The organism is Paenibacillus nanensis (assembly GCF_003583765.1).
GTDB classification, from domain to species: domain Bacteria; phylum Bacillota; class Bacilli; order Paenibacillales; family Paenibacillaceae; genus Pristimantibacillus; species Pristimantibacillus nanensis.
Genome location: NZ_QXQA01000002.1, coordinates 687,047 through 709,565, shown reverse-complemented (window position 1 = coordinate 709,565; position 22,519 = coordinate 687,047). Strand labels below are relative to the sequence as shown.

At 47.7% G+C, this 22,519-nt stretch carries 9 protein-coding genes and 2 pseudogenes; all 11 read left to right on the top strand.

Annotated elements, in window-relative coordinates; all coding sequences use genetic code 11:
- The first annotated feature begins 407 nt into the window (after window positions 1–407).
- Window positions 408–2,216, top strand: a complete 1,809-nt coding sequence (locus D3P08_RS06055) for a sensor histidine kinase (RefSeq protein WP_119598524.1) — start codon at window positions 408–410, stop codon at window positions 2,214–2,216.
- The gene (locus D3P08_RS06050; RefSeq protein ID WP_119598523.1) at window positions 2,209–3,783 is read left to right on the top strand and encodes a response regulator; all 1,575 of its coding nucleotides are present in this window, start codon (window positions 2,209–2,211) and stop codon (window positions 3,781–3,783) included. The genes D3P08_RS06055 and D3P08_RS06050 overlap by 8 nt, the downstream gene beginning before the upstream one ends.
- A 23-nt stretch (window positions 3,784–3,806) precedes the next feature.
- A complete protein-coding gene (locus D3P08_RS06045) occupies window positions 3,807–5,492 on the top strand; it encodes an ABC transporter substrate-binding protein (RefSeq protein ID WP_119598522.1) in 1,686 nt (561 codons plus the stop codon).
- Window positions 5,493–5,811: 319 nt separating this feature from the next.
- The gene (locus tag D3P08_RS06040; RefSeq protein ID WP_420819016.1) at window positions 5,812–6,906 is read left to right on the top strand and encodes a glycoside hydrolase family 88 protein; all 1,095 of its coding nucleotides are present in this window, start codon (window positions 5,812–5,814) and stop codon (window positions 6,904–6,906) included.
- Between the two features lie 70 nt (window positions 6,907–6,976).
- Window positions 6,977–8,416: a glycosyl hydrolase family 28 protein gene (locus tag D3P08_RS06035; RefSeq protein ID WP_119598520.1), complete on the top strand. Its 1,440-nt coding sequence runs from the start codon at window positions 6,977–6,979 to the stop codon at window positions 8,414–8,416.
- Between the two features lie 84 nt (window positions 8,417–8,500).
- On the top strand, window positions 8,501–10,804 hold the full coding sequence (locus D3P08_RS06030) for a helix-turn-helix domain-containing protein (protein ID WP_119598519.1): 2,304 nt from the start codon (window positions 8,501–8,503) through the stop codon (window positions 10,802–10,804).
- A 272-nt stretch (window positions 10,805–11,076) separates the two neighbouring features.
- A complete protein-coding gene (locus tag D3P08_RS06025) occupies window positions 11,077–12,057 on the top strand; it encodes an ABC transporter permease (RefSeq protein ID WP_119598603.1) in 981 nt (326 codons plus the stop codon).
- Between the two features lie 16 nt (window positions 12,058–12,073).
- Window positions 12,074–12,955 (top strand): carbohydrate ABC transporter permease, encoded by an 882-nt coding sequence (locus D3P08_RS06020; protein ID WP_119598518.1) that lies wholly within the window; start codon window positions 12,074–12,076, stop codon window positions 12,953–12,955.
- Between the two features lie 53 nt (window positions 12,956–13,008).
- Entirely contained in the window at window positions 13,009–14,634 is a 1,626-nt protein-coding gene (locus D3P08_RS06015) for an ABC transporter substrate-binding protein (protein WP_119598517.1), read from the top strand.
- 186 nt (window positions 14,635–14,820) lie between these two features.
- Window positions 14,821–20,832: pseudogene (locus D3P08_RS06010) on the top strand (LamG-like jellyroll fold domain-containing protein); the annotation flags it as partial.
- A gap of 969 nt (window positions 20,833–21,801) precedes the next feature.
- Window positions 21,802–22,401, top strand: a pseudogene (locus D3P08_RS28125) (chitinase N-terminal domain-containing protein); the annotation flags it as partial.
- Window positions 22,402–22,519 lie beyond the last annotated feature (118 nt).

Sequence of the window (22,519 nt, the reverse complement as noted above, 5' to 3'; positions counted from 1 at the left end):
TTCGATGAAGATTATAATAGATTGTTTCGTCCGCGGAGGAGACGTGCTGCTGAACGTTACTCCGAATCGGACGGGAGCGAAGCGGCAAAGCAACTAAGCCTTGGAAACTTAAAATTTCTATTGTTGCACAAATTCCGTGAGCTTATTGCGCCCACGGAATTTGTGCTGTACGAAGCCCTCGCTCATTACTTTTTCAAGGCTGCGCCAACCGTTTTTTTTGACCTTGCGCACTTCGGCTTTCTTTTGCGTAATGGCGGACGGCAGTTACGTTGGGAGGGGATATTTTGATTTTTATTCGAGGGTTGATAAGGTATTATTTTAATAGGATAATAGTTTCTACTCATCCGTAAGACTTTTGTTGTAAGCGCCACCATAGAAGCACTTTAGCATCCGAAAGGAGACCTGGAATGGAAAGCAAGCTCCTCGCCGCGATTAGGAAAACGAACAATATCCGGTTAAAAAACAAGATGATTATTTCCATCGTGGTCGTGGTATTCGTCCCGGTGCTGCTCGTGGGCAGCATCTTGACGGTTTCCTACCGTCAAAATGTACTAGACCAGGCTACTCAGCAAACCATGAACAACGTGGATAAGATCAAGAAGCACGTAACGGACATGCTTCGGATGCCGATTGAAATATCGAACAACTTGCAAGTCGACGACAGGTTATCCAATTTGGTAAATTCCCGTTATGAGACCACTTTCGAGCTCGTTAAAGCCTATTGGGATTTTCGCTATTTCCAGGATTATGTCCAGCTATACAAGGAAATACATAACGTTCGCTTCTACACTGACCCTCCGATGCCGATCAGCAACTGGGACTTTCTTAACGCGGATGAGTCTGTCAAGAACTCGGAATGGTATCGGGAGGCGTTGGACAATCCCGGTTCGTCCATCGCTTGGCGATACATCGCGGACGAGACGAAGGAAAATCGCCCGTATCTCAGCCTCATTCGCAGAATTGATTTTCCGCTGTACCGTTCCCACGGCGTGCTCGTCATCGATTTGGATCAAAATGAACTGAATGGGCTTCTAAGCCAGGAACCGTTCGATACAATGATTTTCGATTCTCAAGGGTTCATTGTCGCCGCCAAATATCCGCAGTGGGTCGGCCGGAATATCGACAGCATGGATTTTGCAAAGGATTTGAGCGATAAACCGGCTGGAGCCTACGAATTTCATTACGAGGGGAAACCTTCGAAAATTGTGGTGGAGGAGGTGATTCCGCCCTATAGCCGAAACGGGCTCAAAGTCGTTTCGGTCTTTACGATCGATAGCATCGTGAGCGATGCAAACCAGGTAGGCAGGCTGGGGTTTACCATTATAGCGGCCAGTTTGTCCATTGCGATCGTTCTAATATACATCATATCCTCCTTTTTGTCCCACAGACTGCTTCTTCTTAATAAGGTGTTGAACAAAGTTTCCATGGGGAATCTGAACGTGGAGTCGGATGTGGATGGAAACGATGAAATTGGCGCGTTATCCAAACAGTTCAACCATATGATTGCCAGCATCCGGAGCCTGATGGAAGAGGTGAGAGAGTCCCACATGCAGAAAAACATGCTGGAGCTGCGGCAGCGCGACATCAAGCTGAAGATGATGGCAAGCCAAATCAATCCGCACTTTCTGTTCAATGCGCTGGAGTCTATTCGAATGAAAGCGTTTGTGAAGGGAGATGAGGAAATATCCAATGTCGTGCATCTCCTGGGGAAACTGATGAGGCGCAGCATTGAAGTCGGAGACCGCAAGATCACGCTTGAGGAAGAGTTTGACATTGTGCGCTGCTATTTGGAACTTCAGAAATTCCGTTTCGACGATGAACGTTTGACTTACAAGCTCGATCTGGATTATTCAGCAATGAAAGCGGAGATTCCGCCGCTCATCGTTCAACCTCTAGTAGAAAATGCGGTGTTGCACGGATTGGAGGAGGTTGAAGAAGGGGGACTTGTAATCATAAATGCGCGCGTGGAGTCGGACCGGGTAGTGATTACGGTGGAGGATAACGGGTGCGGCATACCGGAAGACAAAATGCAGGCAATTGAGCATTCATTTCAGGATATGGAAGATGCCGAGGAGCATCGGATCGGATTCCGCAACGTACATCAGCGCCTTATTCTGACCTACGGTGAAGGGTTCGGGCTAAAGCTGGAATGTCCGCCGGGATCCGGTACCCGCGTCACATTCTCCATACCGTTGGGAGGGAAATTACATGTATAAAGTGATAGTAGCCGACGACGAACCGGCGATCCGGCAGGGGCTTCTGAAAATTGTCGATTGGGAAGCGCTTGGCTTCTGCGTAGTAGGAGACGTCTCGAACGGTATAAAAACGGTTGCCCTCCATCAGGAGCTGTCACCCGATCTGATCGTCATCGATATCCGGATGCCGCGAATGGACGGACTTCAAGCGATCCACGAAATTCGCAAGACGGATGGGGATTGCCAATTTCTTATTCTGAGCGGATACGCCGATTTTGCCTACGCCAAGCAAGCCATCGAGATGAATGTGAGCGGCTATGTGCTCAAGCCGATCGATGTAGAGGAGCTGAAGGAGGAGCTGCTGCGCATCAGAGCCAAACTGGACCGGCAAGGTCGCGCAAAAATGTCCGAATTCCATGCCGATGCGCTGCGAGAGGAGCTTATCCTCAAGTTGATTGCGGCTGATCCGGCTGACGCTCCGGAACTGGAAAGCGAGCTGGCGCCCTTAACCAGCTTCGCAGGGAAATCCAAACAGATTTTGTTGGTTGAGGCGGAGGACATCTCTCAAGCAGGACTTGTGTACGTGGAGTCGGTGAAGACGAGATGGCTGGAACTCGCGGAGACGGAGGGCCTCGGATACGGGTTTCAGACCGGCCCGTATATCGGATTCCTGTTGAAGGAAGATCTGAATCGTCCAGAAGCCCAAAATGAATGGACACGGCTTCTGCAAGACGCCTGCGGGCTTAAGATGGGCTTCACTGCCGCCGCTGGACGGATTGTCTATGAACTTGCGGATCTCCGTCAATCATACGAGGATGCCTTGGGATTATTGAAAAACCGTTTCCTGCTTACCGAAGGGCAGATTCACATGGCGACGGAACCGGTCTTGAGCGATATTGCGACGGAGTCGAACAGGCATGCTGCTCCGGATCTGGAGGCGCTCGCAACCAAGCTGTTCTATATGCTGGATCTTGGCAGACGCGAGGGGGTGGCGGAGACGCTTGAGGAAGCGGGAAGGGCACTCGTGGCATACGATTCTTCCGAAACCGCGATCAAGACCGGTTTGGCCAAAGTGTTGTCCGTCGCGCTAAGCAAGCTGGCTGCTCTCCATCAATGCGTCGATATCCAAGAATATGCGCCCCTGCTTGCCGAGCTTTATCAGCACGCGCATTACGATAGGGTGATGAGCGCCGCCCAATCTCAGCTCGCCGAGCTGGCGGGAAGGCTGGGGGCGAACGGGAGCCTGCCCGTGGTCAAGCAAGTGATGGATTTTATCCAGCGGCATTACCATGAAAATTTAAAGCTGGAGACGATGGCGGAGATGTACAACTACAACAAAGGATATTTGGGAAGAATGTTCAAACAGCATACGGGCGAATCCTTCCATACCTTCTTGGATAAGGTCCGTATTCAGCAAGCGATCCGGCTCCTCAAGGAAGGGCGCAAGGTCTATGAGGTCTCGGAGCTCGTAGGTTATCCCAATGTGGATTATTTCCATAGCAAATTCAAGAAATATGTAGGAGCTTCCCCCTCTTCGATCAAAGGAGCTCCTTCCAAGGCCACGACATTTTCATTGGAAACACCATAGATTTTTCAAGTGGGGGGGCTTTCATGAAGGCCAGCACAAGAATAGCGGCATGCCTTTTAATGATCGGAGTGCTTCTCGCCATCGGCTGCAGCAACGGATCGGACTCCGACAGCTCAGGCAGTCCTGACGCATCGCCGAACAATGAACTCGCGCCCATGACGATCACCTATGCAGCAGGCGACAATAACCCGCTTTGGGACGGCATGCAAAGCGAGGTCGGCAAGCGCATCACGGAAAAAACCGGCATCTCGATGAAAGCTCAATTCCCGATAAGCGTTAATGATACGGATATGTTCGCGCTGATGGTGGCAAACAACGAATATCCGGACATCGTTTCGGCCAAAGGCAGCGTGGGCAAGCTGAAGGACGCTGGCGCATTGATCGATTTAACGCCGCTTATTGAAGAGCATGCTCCGAACATCAAGAAGGTCTATGGCGAATACATGAAGCGTTTGCGCTGGAGCAATGACGACCATGGCATATATGTCCTGCCGTCAGCACCGGTAAACCAAACTTACTTCAATGCAGGAACCGGCTTCGAGCTGCAGCACGCCGTGTTAAAGGAGCTGAACTATCCACGGATCAAGACGGTGCAGGATTTCGAGAATGCTCTCAAAGCTTATTATGACAAACACAAGACGACGGCCGACGGTCAACCGATCATTCCCTTGACCCTGAACGGAGGAGGGTGGCAGTTTTTGATTAGCGTCACCAATCCGGCCGTCGCAGCGACTGGCGCGCCGGATGAAGGCGAGTTCTATATCGATCCGGATACTTATAACGCGAAGCTCCATTACTTGCGCCCGGAAGAGAAGGAATACTTTCGATGGCTGAACCATATGCACGACATCGGCCTGCTGGACCCGGAGAGCTTCGTTCAGAAGCCTGACCAATACGGGGCGAAGATTGCCAGCGGGCGCGTTCTGGGACTCATCGATAGGGATTGGGGCTTCGCCGGCGAGGTAGCTGCATTGAGGAAGGAAGGCAAGTTCGATCAAACTTATGCCCACTTCCCGGTTACGATGGATGAGTCCTACAAGCGATATGACTTCCAGAGCCCGGGATACTTGGCGGGAACCGGCATCTCCATCACGACGAGCGCCAAAGACCCGGTTCGCGTCATCAAGTTTCTTGATTTTCTGGCGTCCGATGAAGGGCAAGTACTGATCAACTGGGGAATCGAAGGCAAGCATTACAAGGTGGAAAACGGCAAACGCGTTATTCCGGAAGACATTCTGAATTGGAAAGTCAATGACAACTGGAACTTTAGAAAAACGACCGGCGTCGATATGTACCGATTTGGACCGAGTTACGGCGACGGCGTGAAGGATCAAACAGGCAATTATTACACCACCGTCTTCCCGGAACAAATCGAGAAGGAATACACTCAGGCAGATAGGGAGACACTGGCTGCTTATAACATCAAAAGCTACAAGGATCTGTGGCCGGCCAAGGAAGAATTCCCGGTTAGACCGTGGGGATCGGCATGGAATATTAACATGGTGACCGGCTCTGAAGCGAATGCCATCTTCCAACAGTGCCAAGACATTGTGAAGAGGCGCATAACTCAAGCGATTCTGGCAGAGCCGGAGCAATTCGACGCCATTTGGGACGATTTCATGACGGAGCTGGAGAGGGCAGGCGTCGAGAAGCTGAACGAAGAGTTTACGAAGCTGGTGAAGGACCGCGTACAGCTTTGGAAAGAATAAGTTGCATCTTGATAACGGCCGGGCGGAGAATTTCCTGCCCGGCTGCTTTTCAATTAGGGCGTTTTTCATTGAGTTCAAATAGCATCGCGATACGTTGCAGTTTGTTTTTGAACAGGTTCAAAAACCATCAAATCGGCATTTTGATAAAACAAGAACTTGAACACTCATGTACACGATATTAAAGTCAAAAGGGATAGGGCTTTCATTGTTTCCACGACGCGAGCCGAGAGATTCATTCCGCATACGAGGAGGAAGAGTTGTGTTGCCAGAAAGCGAACGACAATGGATCAGCGATGTGATTGCGAAGATCACGGCCAAAATGGAAGCGGTGAGCGAAAGATCTCAATATAAAATTCCTTATACAACAGTTAACGGTACGCATGACCATCGACCGGACACGAAGCCGGGCAGCGATCCGGCGGACGGAATCAGCTGGTGGACGAACGGTTTCTGGGGCGGGATGATGTGGCTGATGCACCACGAGACGGGCAACGAAAAGTATAAGAACATCGCTGCTCATTCGGAAGAGCTTCTTGACGAATGTTTTCATCATTTTTACGGCTTGCATCATGATGTCGGATTTATGTGGCTACCGACCAGTGTTGCCAGCTACAGAGTAACGAAAGATCCGAAATCGAGGAAGCGGGCGCTGCATGCGGCGAACTTGCTCGCCGGACGCTTTAATCTCGCCGGGGGCTTTATCCGTGCATGGAATGATTTGGAGGGGACAGATACCAGGGGCTGGGCGATCATCGATTGTATGTTGAACATTCCATTGCTTTATTGGGCTTCGGGAGAAACTGGGGATCCGCGGTACAAACAAATCGCCATGCGGCACGCGGATACGGCAATGTCCGCGTTTGTCCGGGCGGACGGCTCCGTCAATCATATTGTCGAGTTCGATCCAAACGAGGGTTCGGTCTTACGCACTTATGGCGGGCAAGGCTACGAAGATGGTTCCTCATGGACTCGCGGACAGTCTTGGGGGCTGTACGGCTTCATGATGAGCTATATCCATACCGGGAAACAGGAATATTTGGATACGGCGAAACAAATCGCGCATTATTTCATCGCTAATATTCCTGAAAACGGTATCATCCCTATCGATTTCCGGCAGCCGAAGGAGCCGGCTTACGAGGATTCGACGGCGGCTGCAATCGCTTCTTGCGGATTAATCGAGATTGCAAAAGTTGTTGGAGAGCATGAAAAGGACTTGTACCTAGGCGCAGCCCTGAAGTTAGTACAAACGTTGGATGCTTCGCGATGCGATTGGAGGATGGAGGTCGATCATCTCCTTATCAACGGTTCTGCAGCGTATCACAATCCGATTCGGCATACGCCGATTATTTATGGCGATTATTATTTCATGGAAGCCGTTTTCAAGCTTAAAGGGAATGATTTGTATATATGGTAACGCATTATGATTCTGCGCTAAAAACGTAAATAGGATGTTGGATGATGCGGTTTCAAGGAGGAGAACATCGTTGAGTTATTTAAAGATTTGGGATGCGCCTGCAGGGGCGGTTGGTCGGGATGATTTTGCAGTGAGCGTCCGCATCCCAGGAGAGAAGTGGGAGCCGCTTTTCGTGTATGAAGCGAAGGTGGATATGCATAACGTCAGACATGCCTCCATGTCTTATTTTGACATGGAGGGAACGGTGGAGGTGCGGGTCGAGAGCCGGAAGGGACCTATTCACCAAGCTGTCATCCGCCCACTATCGAAGCGGATCCCGTTCGTAGTGGAAAATGCGGCCGTTACCTTCCGATTGAATGAACCGTGCAAGCTGTCGATAGAAGTGAACGGGGATCGCTTCGGCAATCTTCATCTTTTCGCAAACGCTCCCGAGGAGAACCCGCCGGTACCGGACGCTCCTAACGTGCTGTTCCTGAAGCCGGCTATCCATCGGATGGAGGATATTTATCGGTTGGCCGACAGTCCGAAGGAGCCCGGAGGTGCAGCGCCGGAAGTCATCTATTTCGGGCCGGGGATGCACTATCTGGAGGAGACGGTCTTCCGCATTCCGTCCGGGAAAACCGTCTATATCGCCGGCGGCGCTATTGTCGTCGGCTCTCTTGTCTGCGATCATGTGCAGGATGTCACGATTCGCGGCAGAGGCGTGTTATATTTATCCGACTTCCACCGGTTTTCCGCGTTTCGGGGTGTCCGAATCCTCTTCTCGCAACATATTGCCGTTGAAGGGATCGTGCTGCTGGACCCGCCGCATTACAGCATTTACATCGGCAAGTCCGAGCATATCCGGATTCGCAACTTCAAGTCCTTCAGCACGCGAGGATGGAGCGACGGCATCGACATGATGTCCAGCTCGCATGTGGAGATCGACGATGTGTTCCTGCGGACATCCGACGATTGTATTGCCGTATACGGAAGCCGCTGGGATTATAAGGGGGATTCACGCTGCGTAAGTGTCAAGAACTCCGTCCTTTGGGCTGACGTCGCTCATGCGATGAATATCGGCGGACATGGGGACTATCGCCGGGGAGGCGACTTGATCGAGGATGTTGAGTTCAGCAATATCGATATCTTGGAGCATCATGAGCCCCAGCCCGGTTATTGGGGGGCCATGAATATTAATGCCGGCGATAATAACACGGTTCGAAATGTGACCTTTGACAATATCCGTGTGGAGGATTTTGAACTGGGCCAGCTGCTGGACATCCGTGTGGTGTGGAATGAAAAATATAACCCCGCTGCCGGTAAACGGATTGAGAACATACATTTCCGGAATGTTACCTATAACGGCAAAAATGAAAACAAAAACCGTATTTACGGATTTGACCGGGAACGGATCGTGGATGGTATCACCTTCACCAATCTGCGTATTAATGGCGAGTTGATTATGGATGCGGAGCAAGGAAATTTCGACATCAACGAGCATGCCCATGGCATTCAGTTTCGTACGTGACGAAAGGACGGTTTTGGGCGAACTGGGGGACTGATCTGTTTCCCAGGACGTTCTCCCAATAGATGCATCGAGGGGGATAGCCACATGAAAGTAGACCGTGCAGGGGAAAGGCTGAAACGTCTCTTTAGAAAAAATCCTTTATTGATAAAAATCTTATCCTCCTATTTAGTTATTGTTATCGTGCTATTAACCGTTTTTTCTTTTGTACTATTTCGTACTTACAGCAATAAAAGTATAGAGCAAGTCAGTCAAACCTCTGAAAATTTCATATCGCAATCCTATTATATTGCGGATTTAATGCTCATAAATGTCTACTATAACTTTTATCAGTTATATATTAATGCTGTGGATAGCGATTTTAATTACGGTTTGTATGTTGATCAATCCGATGCATTCGCCGATCAAGATGTATTAAGGAAATTAAGGCAATATGTGAAGTCCAATCCGCTTATTCGCTCCATATATATTTATAATTCAAAGACGGACAGGGTCATTTTCAATATCTCTGAGGTTGGTGAAGGGATTCAGTCGACTACAGACTTTTTGGATCAAGATATAATCAATCTTCTAAGGAATACGGAACACAACGTCTCAAATAAATATTTCACAAGAAAAGTGGAATATGTAATAGATAATAAAACGATAAGCGAAAATTTCATGACGTTGGTATTCGCCAATACTTCAAGTCATGGTGATGTCGAATCGTCATTAGTCATTAATTTAAATGAAAGAATACTACAGGAGATGGTTACCAGCGGAAGTGCCGGAGATCTTAATCAAGTATTGATCATGTATAAAGACGGTAATGTATTGTCACATGATGACACTTCTATGATTAATAAAAATCTATCCAATGAAAGCTTTGCCAAACAAATCATGTTGTCAAACCATGAAAAAGGCAGCTTTATAACGAAGATTAATGATAGGGAATCCCTTGTCAGCTATGTGAAAGCAAAACATTTAGGCTTGATATTTATAGGCATAGGCGAATATAGCAAGCTTCTGTCTTCGGCCTATTCGATGCAAAAGACTTTATTGATTTTAACGATTATTTTTATCCTCGCAGGGATCGTTCTAGCTGTATTTTTTACTTCGAGCATTTATAATCCATTTCGAAAACTGCTCCATAAATACAGACTGGATTCAAACCGGCTATTGAATGACAAGAAGAAGGCATTAGTGGGCAAATTGCTTGATGGGGAAATCGACGATAAAATCCTCGACAACGATTATAGGACGGAATGCGGGGTAAGCTTCGACGATCCATACTACGTAACCCTCGTGCTTAAAATGGATTCGCTTGAAAAAGTTCTATCGGGAAAATGGTCGAAAGACGTAAGATTGGTTAAATTTGCAATTCTTAATATCGCTAGCGAATTCTTTCGGGAAAAACGATTTAAGGTGGAAGGCATCGATAACGGATACGATTATGTAAGTATTATTATTAATATAAAGGATGGAAGCGGCGAGATTGCGAGTCGTATAATCGATTCGACAATGGAAATACAAGATCATATCGAAAAATATTTGAAGATTTCGGTATCTGCGGGGATAGGCGATATTGTAGAAGGAGTGGAAGGGATCAGCCAATCCTTCCAGCATGCGTTGGCAGCCTCGAATTATCGCATTATTTTCGGCAGAAAAGCAGTCATAGAATATGGCGATATAGCCGAACGAAACAATAAGGGTCTCCATGACTATCCTTATGATATTGAGAAGAGAATGGTCGAAGCCATAAAGGAACGCAATATGCGAAAAATGGACACAAGCCTCAACGAGTTTTTCGAAAGGCTTGTTCTATCCAGCGCGGATGAAATCCAAATCACGGTGTTGCAGTTAGCGGTGTTGCTTACAAGGACGCTAAGCGGTATAGCCAAGACGAGCATAGAGAATGGAGAGTACAGCATAAAGGTGCTTATTGCTGAGATCCAAGCCTGCGAAACGTTGGAGGAAATAAAAACGTATCTTTATTCCCTTTGCTCCAAGGTTATAGAAACAAAAGGCAATGATGCAAAAGAAAATGTAAAAACCATGATTGCGAATAAAATTAAAGATTATGTCGGAAAACATTATGATAGTATGAATATTTCAACGGATACGGTAGCGAAGCATGTAGAGCTGTCCCCTAATTATGCCAGGTCTATATTCAAAGAGATAACAGGTGTATCATTATCCGATTATATTACACAATGCAGGATGTCAGAAGCGCAGAAACTTCTTATTGAAACGGATGACCCTGTCAGCAGGATCGCGGAAGCGGTCGGGTATCCGGAGAATAGCAAGCACTTCTTCACCGTATTTAAAAAACACTTTGGCAAAACCCCGGAGAATTATAGAATGAGCATCCAGAACGAAGGGAGTCAAAGCAAGCGAACTTCGAATGAGTGAAGTGAATCGAAAAGAGCCGATAGCGGAATTGACTATGTCGAAGTAGTCAATTAAGCGGTCGGTTCTTTTTTGTTCCCCCCTAAGTTCAAATTGCATCGGATTACGCTGCAGCGCTATTTGGAACCGGTTCAAAAACCATCAAAGCGGCATTTTTGATAAAACGAGAACTTGAACACGCATAAATAGGGCATTAGAGTCAAAAGGGAAAGGGCTTTCATTGTAACCACGACGCGAGCCAAGAGATTTTTTAGCATACAGGGAGGATGATAATGGTGAGTGTAGCATTGAGCGATAATAAAGCAGATCGCGTAGTGATGAAGAAGAAAAAAAAGAGCTTCCTATCGGATGTGAAACAAAATTTCTATTTGTACTTATTGGTTTTACCAGGCGTTTTATTTTTCGTGATTTTCTCATATCTGCCGATGGTAGGAATCATCGTAGCTTTTCAAGACTTTAATGTGATGAAAGGACTTTTTGGGAGTGAATTTGTCGGTCTGAAAAATTTCGAGTATTTCTTCTCCTCAAAGGATTGGCTGGTCGTAACCTGGAACACCGTGTATTTAAACCTATTGTTTCTTTTTACCGGGTTGTTTTTTGCGATCCTGATTGCCATTGTTTTATCCGAAATCAGATCCAAACATTATAAGAAAGTGACCCAATCTGTTGTCATTCTGCCGCATTTCATTTCCTGGACATTGGTGTCGATGTTTGTTTTTGCATTGTTGTCGACGGATGTAGGTTTTATTAATGCCATTTTAAAAACGTTTGGTTTTATTCAGGAAGGAGAGGAAATCAATTTTTATTCCAATCCGAATTTATGGGTTGCGATACTGGTTGTTTTAAAAATATGGAAAGATGCGGGTTTCGGCTCCGTTATCTATTTGGCAGCTATTGCAGGTATGGACCAGAGTATGTATGAAGCTGCCAAAATTGACGGAGCAAGCCGGTTGCAGTGTATTACAAAGATTACGTTGCCGCAGCTTAGATCAACAGCCGTTCTATTGACCTTATTTGGCATCGGAGGCATATTCCACGGGGATCTTGGAATGATTTATGCGATTGTAGGCGACAACCCTAGCTTGTACGAGGCGACCGATGTCATAGACACTTATGTATTCAGAATGCTCAGGCAAATGAATGAAATGAGCATGACTGCTGCGATCGGATTTTATCAATCCCTTGTAGGTTTAGTCATCGTATTTGTAGCGAATTATTTGGCCAGGAAATATGATTCGGATTCTGCCATTTTTTAAAGAAAGGAGATTGAAAATGAAAAGCAGCTTGGAGAATAAAGCAATAGATCTATTTTCTTATGTTTTCATGGCTATATTTTCAATATTTTGCATCGTGCCTTTTATCCTTATTATATCAAGCTCCCTGTCGGGTGAAAAAGCGGTACAATTAACCGGTTTTTCTCTTATTCCAAAAGATTTCTCGTTATTTGCTTACGAGGTCATTTTTCAGGATAACACCATATTTACCGCTTACAGGACAACGATCATTATCACGGTTGTGGGTACACTCCTTTGCCTGATCCTTACCAGCGCTATGGCTTATGCCCTTTCCGTCAAAACGTTTACTCACAGAAATAAAATTGCTTTTTTCGTCTTTTTTACGATGTTGTTTAACGGAGGTTTGATACCTTCGTATCTTCTCATCTCCAAATATTTAGGTTTAAGCGATAATATCCTGGTTTATATTGTCCCGGCGTTGATTAATCCGTTTAATATGTTTCTGTTAAGAAATTTCTTCAATCAAATACCGGAATCGCTGGCGGAGTCCGCCAAAATAGACGGAGCGAACGACATCTATATTTTATTTAAAATCATCCTTCCATTGGCAAAGCCTGCACTGGCAACAATCGGATTGTTTTATGGACTCGGTTTCTGGAACAAATGGTTTGAAGCCACCCTTTATATTAACGATAAAGATCTATACTCCTTGCAATATCTGATCATGAAGGTATTGAGAGAGGTGGACTTTATGTATCAAATGGATTACATGCAAGGAGCTGTGCTTAATTATGTCGCCCCCAAAAATACGGTCAAAATGGCTACAGCCGTAGTCACTACAGGCCCTATTATATTTGTTTATCCATTTGTGCAAAAGTACTTTGTTAAGGGGTTAGTAGTTGGAGCCGTTAAGGGCTAAACCCGCGAAAGCGGTTTAGTATAGATGATTGCATAAAAAAGGGAGGAAGTAACATGAAGAAAAAGTTTTTTGTAGTGCTGCTTGCGGTCACGATGCTTGCTGCTTTATTCGCAGCATGCAGCAAGCAAACAAACGAGCCTTCTGAAAGCACGGCGCCAACCAGCAGTCCGACAGAAGGTACGGATCCTGCAGCCAAGAAGGATCCGGTTACGCTTAATATTCGTTTCTTCGGGAATGAGAACGGGCATTATCGCGATGTGGATCCCGCTTTCAGAGAGTTCGAGAGACGGACGCAAGACACGCTTAATACGAAGTTGAATGTGGTATGGACACCGGCTGCCGACTATGGAACAAAGCATCAATTATGGATGACCTCGGGAGAAGACGTCGACCTGTTTGTCCCATGGGAATTGACTAAATTCGCCAAAGACGGCGTATTGGCGGATTTAAGCGAATACTTTAACAACCCTAAATATCCTGGACTTCAAAAGGCTTTCTCCGAAGAGTATATCAATGATAACAAGCTCTTCGGCAAAACCTATGCCATTCCGGTTACCAACTCTTTCATGGATATGGAGGGCGTATGGTACAGAAAAGATTTACTGAAGAAGTATGGAATGGACGAGATCAGCAGTTATGACGATTTATATAACTTCCTTCAAAAAGTGAAAGAAAACGAAAAAGACATGATCCCGTTTGGAAACTATGGAAATACGGCGTTCTTTAAGTTATTTACCGATATCAATGCACAACAGCTGGAGGGGAAAGTATTTCCGTTCACGGGCCAAGGAAATCCGAAGAAAAATTTTGTTTACGTTCAAATCGCCGATGACGGAAAATCCGTTGCAGGTGTGGCGGCTTATGGCGATCCGGCATCCGAATGGGCTAACTTTCATCCCGAATACGGTCTGAATTATCTGATGAACCAGTTTAATCAAGCGAAGCGGTTTAACCAATTTATTCCTGTAGATACCTTGACGAACACGACTGGAACAGGTAAGCCTGAAGCTGCAGGATACATGACTGTAGGCGGTTTCAAGGGGAAAGAAGCTGAGCAAAAGGCAAAAGACCCGAATGCGGAGATCGGTTTCTGGCCGATCATGAAGAACAATCAGGAAATGACGCCTGGAACGCAATCCACGGACGGCAAGGCGTGGAATTTTGTGGCAATACCTGCTTCCTCCAAAAAAATCGACAGAACCATGGAATTCCTGGATTGGCTGTTCTCCAGCCAGGAGAACAACGACCTATTCACCTACGGTATCGAAGGCGAAAACTGGGAGGCTGTTGGAGAGAATCAGTGGAAAGTTCCGGATGGCGTCGATCCGGCAAAAAATTACATGTTCCCTGGTTACCAGTTGACCTGGAATCCGACATTAACCAGAATTCCTGCCGGATTGCCGGAGCAGATTGAGCAATATACGGAATATCAATATAAGCCGGACACGTATCAGAAACATGTATTGGCAGGATTTACATTTGACCCAGAGCCTGTGAAGAATGAAATGGCCAAATGCAACACCGTTATGGATAAGTATCTTCCATTCCTATTGTCCGGTTTCGGCGAAGTTGAAGATAATTTGGCGAAGATGAATAAGGATTTGAAGGATTCGGGCGTAGAAAAAATCAAAGAGGAATTAAAAAATCAAATCAACGCCTTCCTCGCCCAGAAAAATTAAAATACTGGAATTTACATTTCGATTGAATGAAGAGCACCTAGAGATTTAGCTAAATCAAATCTTTAGGTGCTCCTAATGTACTTCATCCCTAAGGGAGGTGAGAGAAAACGAGAGCATACGAAGCAAGCTTGGGGTTGGCGAAAGAAGCAGCAAGCAAAAAAATGATGTAAGGAGAGGACATCACTTATGATTTTGCAAAACAAGAAAGCGACCTGGGCTGCGCGCGCCCTGGCCGTCTGTCTGGCGGCAGTCATGCTGTTGCAATTGCTTGTCCCCGCGCCGAATAATCGTGTCTTCGCGGCTAATGAAGATTCGCAGACTGAACCTGCTCAGACTGAACTTGCTAACGGGATTCTGGATAAGATCGACTTCGGCGATCCTAATTCTGAAAACGCTCACAATTTCAGAGGGGAGTTTACCAGTGTTATTACCGGTTTCAAGGGGGAAAATGCCAGGGTATCTGAGCCGCGTGTTCCTGCTTCGGATACGGGAGGGTTTTTAACCTTCTCGATGAAGGTGGATCCATATTTGCAAAATTACTTTACGGTTAAATTTGCTGGAGATGAGACGATGTCTTCTCGAGCGCAAATTGTGATCAATGGCGAACAGATTGGGTATTTCAAAGGGGGAGATTATTCACCTCTGTTAGGCGGCGAACGAGCGCCGAATCAATTCATATACAGCACCATTGTTCTACCTCTGGAGTCAACGAGAGGGAAGGAAATCGTAGAAATCACAATCAATACAACGATTCCTTGGGGGAAGGTCGAACAACCCTCAAGAGGGTACTATACCGGTTATACCCATACCCAGGCTTATATTGATGTAGAGGATGAAGTGCAAGGCTATAAATTTAAAGAAGGTCAGGGACCGGGGACCGTACTGAAATCCGGTGATACCTTCGAGGAAATTGAAGCAAGAATTGAACAGTTGGAACAAGAACCTATTACCACCTTTATGAATCATTATAACCATCTCGGCAATAATCCGAACAACACGTTAAATATCGCGAAATACACAAATGCTCTTCGGTATTATGCCTTGGTCTTGAAAGACGACATATCTCCAATGAAAACCCCGGAAACGAAACGCGAAGCGTTAATGCGCATGTTTCAAGCCATTGACGTTCATACGAAAAACTATTATGGAAATACAAGACTGGTGCTTCGCGGAGGACACCAAGGGGATTGGGGCGGCTTTTACGGCGAACTGGGAGAGGCTTTGTATCTGGCGGAAAACCTGATCTTTGACGAAGAAGTGTTAGGGGAAGAAGCCTACAATGCCTTTCTGGATCAACCTTTTGCTACAGGAACGGTTGAAGGAGAATTTTCCCTTGCCAGCGCAGGGTGGAACGGTGAACCATTAACCCGAAGAATGGCTTGGGAACGGGTGTTGAAAGCGAATTTTGATTTCGCCCGTTCCAGACAATCGTATATTACGAATCAGGTGTTCTATACGTACGAAGGCGCATGGAAAGCTCATGAAGGGCTCAGGATGGTAGGGTCGGAATTCTATGAAGGGAAAGAGCGCAGTCATCAAATTTTATATGAAATATTTGGAATAAGACCCTGGTTAGGAGAAGAAGTACTGGTAGGTCCTAATGGGGAAGAGTTGGATCTCTATCATAGTTTGTTTGCTCATGATGGTTCAGCTGTCTTTACCGATGATTATGTACATATCGTCGGCAAAGGGCTTGCAAAAAGCAAATTGGATGAAGAAGGCCACGTCGTTCGACGCAAGCCTTATGGAGAGCATCATACAAATCTAACCAAAGGCGGATTGGGAAGAGAAAATCATTATGTGGGGATCTATGGGGAAGTAACCAATTATATATTGGAATACTTCTATCGAACCTTGGATCAGCCTGGGGATGAAGAACTCAATGATGAGCTTCTGAAACAAGCGCTTAACAGCTTTTATGGTCGTTTATGGACTCGAATCCAAGACCTGGATGAAGAGGGCAAAAGACTCTTCGCGATGAATGCCCCTTTAGATGCGCGGAATGGGGGTATGCCTTCCAGAACTACTGCGTATGGCCCCAGAATGCTCGGATATGGCACGTCCTATGCTTATTTGGAAAAACATATGGCGGATCATGAGGAACGTTATAGCGGTCCGGAATGGGAGAAGTATTGGGACTATGCCAGATATACGGTAGGGGCTGTACAGCAGATGAAGATGGATAATCGCTTATTGGGCGATTTGAATTCGAGGGATTTCCATCTGCGTGAAACCTATGAGTATATATTCAATACCCGGAAGGACTATGCAAGGTTTAATGATGTCAAGGCCGGGGTTGTCCTTCCTCAGACCGATTTCGATTATTATACAGAACAAGAGATTGCCGCATTAGATGTCAATCCGGAGGACTATGAACAGTTTGCATGGATCGATGTAGATAATAATTTCATCTCCATGCGAGATGGGGACTTTAGAATGTTCGGGTCGCTATCGAAGAATAACGCGGCATTTCCGGGAACTGGAAATCTTCATATTGTCACACCTGAGTATGTGCGGCTGGTGCAGATCGCTCACAATAATCAATTGCAATATGAAGATTACTACATCAGATCGCATGATATGGATGTCTATTTCCAGCGAGGAGAACCGCCAGTCAAAGGGTTCGCGCCTCAAGCCCTGGCAGGTGAAATATTGCCCATTGCGTATCAGCCAGGGGTTGGTACAGTAGTCCGGGACAATTTTGAAGTCGATCATCCTTATTCAACTTTGACGGATTTAATGGCTGCAAGATATGGGGAGTATTTCATCCTCACGAATACCACTCGTGCTGAATACGGAAATGAACGTTCCTTTGAGGTGGAGTTGCCTTCCGATTATACAGGAAATGAGATCTTCGATTTTGTATCTAAAACAACTATTCCGGTAGTCAATGGCAAAGTAAACATTGAACCTGAAAGAGGAATGATTCTAAAATTATCAAACAAATTTGATCCGGCTCCAAAACCAAATCATGTTGATTTTGTCAAAGCGGTTGAAGGAAATGGTAGCGTAGATGTTATATGGAAAACGACTGCCGGAGGAAAAACGTATACCATCAAACGTTCTGAAACGGAACATGGTCCGTATGCCGTGATTGCAGAAGGGTTAACGGGCAATCACTATAAAGATACCGATGTGGTGGGCGGGAAAGAATATTACTATAAAGTGGCAGCCGTGAATGAACATGGATCAGGCTGGGAGTCATGGCGCGCAAAAGCTGATCTGAGCGATGCAGGATCCCAAAATCTTGCTTCCCCCTGGCAGCAGGATTTAATAGGCACCACCCAAGGCAGCGCAACGGTTAACGGCGATGGGATTACCATTCAGAATGTGGATGGAAAAGGCCTGGACGTAGGGGACGATTTTAATATCTATAAAAGAGATATTAAGGATTCCTTCCACTATGTCCATCAGACAGCCATTGGAAACAGCTCGATCAGTGCCAGGATCGATCAGAATAGCGGCGCTCTGAGCGGTATTATGCTAAGGGAAGAGCTTTCTGAAAATTCCCGTTATCTGTATTTTGGCGCGGATGACCAAGGGAACCTGGTATTGCAGGATCGTAATCGAGTATCCTTCGTGGTATGGAATGGCGGTAAACCTGTAAGTCCGTTCAATCATGGACTTAAAGGGTATCATGTCAATGACTTTCCTTATATCAAGCTGTCGTGGCATCATAACTCACAGATCGCCCATGCTTTTGTATCGAAAGATGGAGTCGATTGGAAATACGTCGCGAAATCAGAAAGTTTATTTCCATATGCCTATTATACAGGACTCGTTTCGACTCAAGAGGCGGCATTCAGCGAAGTAACCGTATCGGCTATGCCGAGAGAGAGTCTGATGCCGTTTGTGGAGAAGGAAAAAGATCAAATCACTTTGCATTGGAATAAACCCAAGCAAGCTTCCTGGTTCAACGTATACCGCACTTACGATGACGAGGCGAGTTTGACCGATCCGGTATTCAAGCCTGGTACGACCGAACTGGAAGACGTCTCCCCTTGGGAGGAGGTCCTCACGAGTGCAAGAGCAATGCCATTCCGGGACACCCTGCGGTATGGGAGCGTGTATTACAAGGTGCTGCCCGTTCATGACGACGGCTCCCCGCAGCCGTTCTCGGCAACGGCTTCCGCTGATGCGGATTCCATTACGACGGTGATGGAGGATGCGATGAGCTTGCCGGCCAACGACTATACGAAGGCGAGCTTCTACCTGTACCATAAAGAATTGGATCGTATTAAAGCGGAGATGATGAAGCCTGAATTTGACGAGGCGAAGCTGATTGACGAAATCTACGAAGCGAAGGAGCTGCTCGTTTCGGTACGGACGCTGCTGACGAAAATTCAGATGGATCCATCGATGGCCAGAGCCTCCGAGAAGTTCTGGCAGAATGATAAAATCTCCGAGGAACAGAACGCGTGGTATTTATTTGATGGAAATCCCGACACGATTGCCCACAACAGGTCAGCCGTGAGCTGGGTTGACGTAGACTTTGGCGCAGGGAACGAAAAAGTGGTGGATACGTTCCGCTACCTGCCAAGGAGAACGCATGTAGGCCGTGTCAACGGGACCGTCTTTAAGGGATCGAATGACGGCGAGAATTGGACGGATCTGTATAAGATTCCGAATGCGTCGATTTATGAGTGGTATTCCGGCCTTAATCCGGAAAAGACGCCATATCGTTATATCCGCATCTATGACGATCATAACGGTTTCGTAAACTTTGAAGAAATCGAGTTTCTTGAAATCCCGGTTGACAAAACGCTCCTCGAGCAATTGTTGGATGATGCGGCTGAAGTTGTAGCCGAATATTACACAACCGAAAGCTTTGAAGCTTTCCAAGCGGCGCATACGAATGCCGAGTCGGCGGCAGGCAATGCCGATGCGGCTCAGGAGGAGATCGATGCGGCCGCGGCAAGCCTGCTGGAAGCGCTCGAAGGGCTGAAGTTTATCGAAGGGCTGCCGGTGCTTGCTCCGATCGGCGACAAACTCGTCATTGCCGAGCAGCAGCTGACATTTACAGTTGAAGAAATGAACGGCATGAACGGAGTCCAGTTCGATGCAGTCAATCTGCCTGCAGGAGCTTCTTTTAACGCGGAGACGCGCACATTCGACTGGACGCCGGCCAAAGAACAGGGAGGCGTGCATCCGATAACCATTACCGTCAAATCCGGAGCGTTGTCCTCCTCCAGAACCATTAAGATTACGGTGAAAGGATTGCCTGTAATCACGGCTGAGCCGATTGTGGAAGTGATAGCGAAGGAACGGCTTACCTATCAGTTGCCGGCAACCGATCCTTCGGGGGCGGAACTGACTTACCAGGCTGAGAATCTGCCAGCGGGCGCATCCTTCGACGCAGCGGCCGGCGTGCTCTCCTGGACGCCGGGACAGGCTGATTATGGCAGCCATCCCGTAACTTTTAAGGTTGCTAACGGAAGCTTCGATACCAGCCAAACCGTAGAATTCAAGGTTAAGCTGAATATAATTCCGTCTAAAGGCTATACGCGGGGCAGCCACTATCTGTACCTGAAGGAAGCGGCGCGGATTGAAGCGGAAATGGCGAAGCCGGAAGCCGATAAGGCGCAGCTGGCTGTCGAGCTTGAGCAGGCGGAAGCTTCGCTTGAAGAAGTGCCGTTGTCGCTGTATTCATTCGAGGGCAACGTAGAGAATACATTTGGTAAGCATGACGGAACGGTCTATGGAAACGCTGGTTACTCTGAGGGCAAGATGGATCAAGCGGTCTATATGAATGGTACGGACAGCTACATGACATTGCCGTCAGAACATGCCCTTTCCGGTTACGATTCCATTACTGTAGCAACCTGGGTTAACTGGAGAGGCGGCGGCAACTGGCAAAGAATATTCGACTTCGGCAACAATACGAATCAGTTTATGTTCCTTACGCCGAAATCAGGCAACAATACGCTGCGGTTTGCGATCAAGAACGGCGGCGGCGAGCAGATCGTGCAGACGACTGTGATGCCGATGAATGAGTGGGTGCATGTGGCGGTTACGCTTGGGGACAGAACGGCGAAGCTGTATGTGAACGGCGAACTAAAGGCTACGAACACCAATGTCACCATCAAGCCGAGCGATTTCAAGCCGGGCGTGAACTACATCGGCAAGAGCCAGTTCAACGATCCGTTGTTCAACGGCATGGTCGACGAGTTCCGCATTTACAATTCGGCCTTAAGCGCGGAGGAAATCCAGGCCTTATACAACAATACGGCGCAATGGATCGATAACAGCTTGCTATCGGTTCTTCTGGATGAAGCGGCTGCCATTCAAGCCGAACATTATACGGAAGAAAGCGTAGCGGCTCTTCAGACGGCAGCTTCGGAAGCGAATCAGGTATTCGATAATGCCGATGCAACCCAAGAGGAGATCGATGCGGCGGCGGCAAGCCTGCTGCAATCGCTGGAGTCGCTCGTGATCAAAATTACAGCGTCGCTCGACCCTTCCGAACCGAACGGCCTGAACGGGTGGTACACGGCGCCGGTAACGGTGACATTGTCGGCTCACGGGAATGTGCAGTACAGTATGGATGGCGGTGCCAGCTGGTTCGCCTATGACGCGCCTGTTACTCTGAGCCAGGAAGGCATACACCAAATGCTGTATCGTCCGGCAACGGGAACCGATGCGGCTCATCCGAAATCGGTGGATGCGAAGATCGATCTGACTGCGCCTCAAGTCACGATTGCCGGCGAAGCGTCGTATACCATTGATCAGACGATCAGCATCTCGTGCAGCGCGGTCGACGCCGTATCCGGCGTCACGTCTACGTCGTGCGAAGCGCCGCTTGTAGAGGTCAAGGCGTATACGCTTGAGCCGGGCGTTCATACCGTAACGGCGGATGCGGTGGATGCCGCCGGTCACCGCGGATCTGCGGAGCATATGTATAGCGTGGTCGCGACGTTCGACAGTCTGTCCGCGCTGACCGGTACCTTCGCGGCAGAAACCGGAGCTCCAGGATGGCAAGGCATTGCGACATCCCTTCAGCAGAAGTTAGCGAGCGCACAAGCGAAGGCTGCCGAAGGCAAAGGTCAAGAAGCTCGTAGCCAGCTTCAGGCATTTATTCATGAAGCGAATGCTCAGAGCGGGAAGAAGCTGACGCAAGAGCAGGCGGCCGCGCTGGTCCGCTGGGCGCAGTGGCTGCACGATGAGACGCCGCTTGCGGGAGGGGTGCCGGGGAAACCTGTCCTCTCCGACAACAACGGTCACGATGGGCTGAAGGACGGCAGCTATACCGTCACGATGAACCTGTGGTGGGGGAACAACGGCACCGCGTTCAAGCTGTACGAGAACGGCGTGCTGATGGATACGCAGCTGCTGACGGACGACTCGCCGAGCGCGCAAACCGTGAGGACCGATATTTCGGGCAAGGCGAACGGAACGTATACGTACACCTGCGAGCTGACAAATGCCTTCGGCACGACTGCATGCGATCCGCTTGTCGTCACCGTCACCGATGCCGCGCCGGGCAAACCGGCAGTGTCCCATGACAACTGGGACGGCGACGGGAATTACAAGGTTACGATGAATATGTGGTGGGGAACGAACGGTTCCGAATACCGTCTGTACGAGAATGGGGAGTTGATCGACTCGCAGACGCTGACCGCAGCGACCCCGGGCGCCCAGAAGGCGACAACGGGCATCTCCGGCAAAGCTCCGGGCATATACGAATACCGCGCCGTATTGGTCAATGCGGCGGGAGAGACGTCCAGCGAGACGATTACGATTACCGTCAAGGAGCAAGAGGCTTCATAAACGAGTTAACCTGCCATAAATCATGAAGCCCCCAATTGTATCTTCGTTGTGAATTGGGGGCTTCACTTTTTGGAATCTAAAAGAGAAAGAGTGGGGATTAACGCCGACAAGCTGCAGC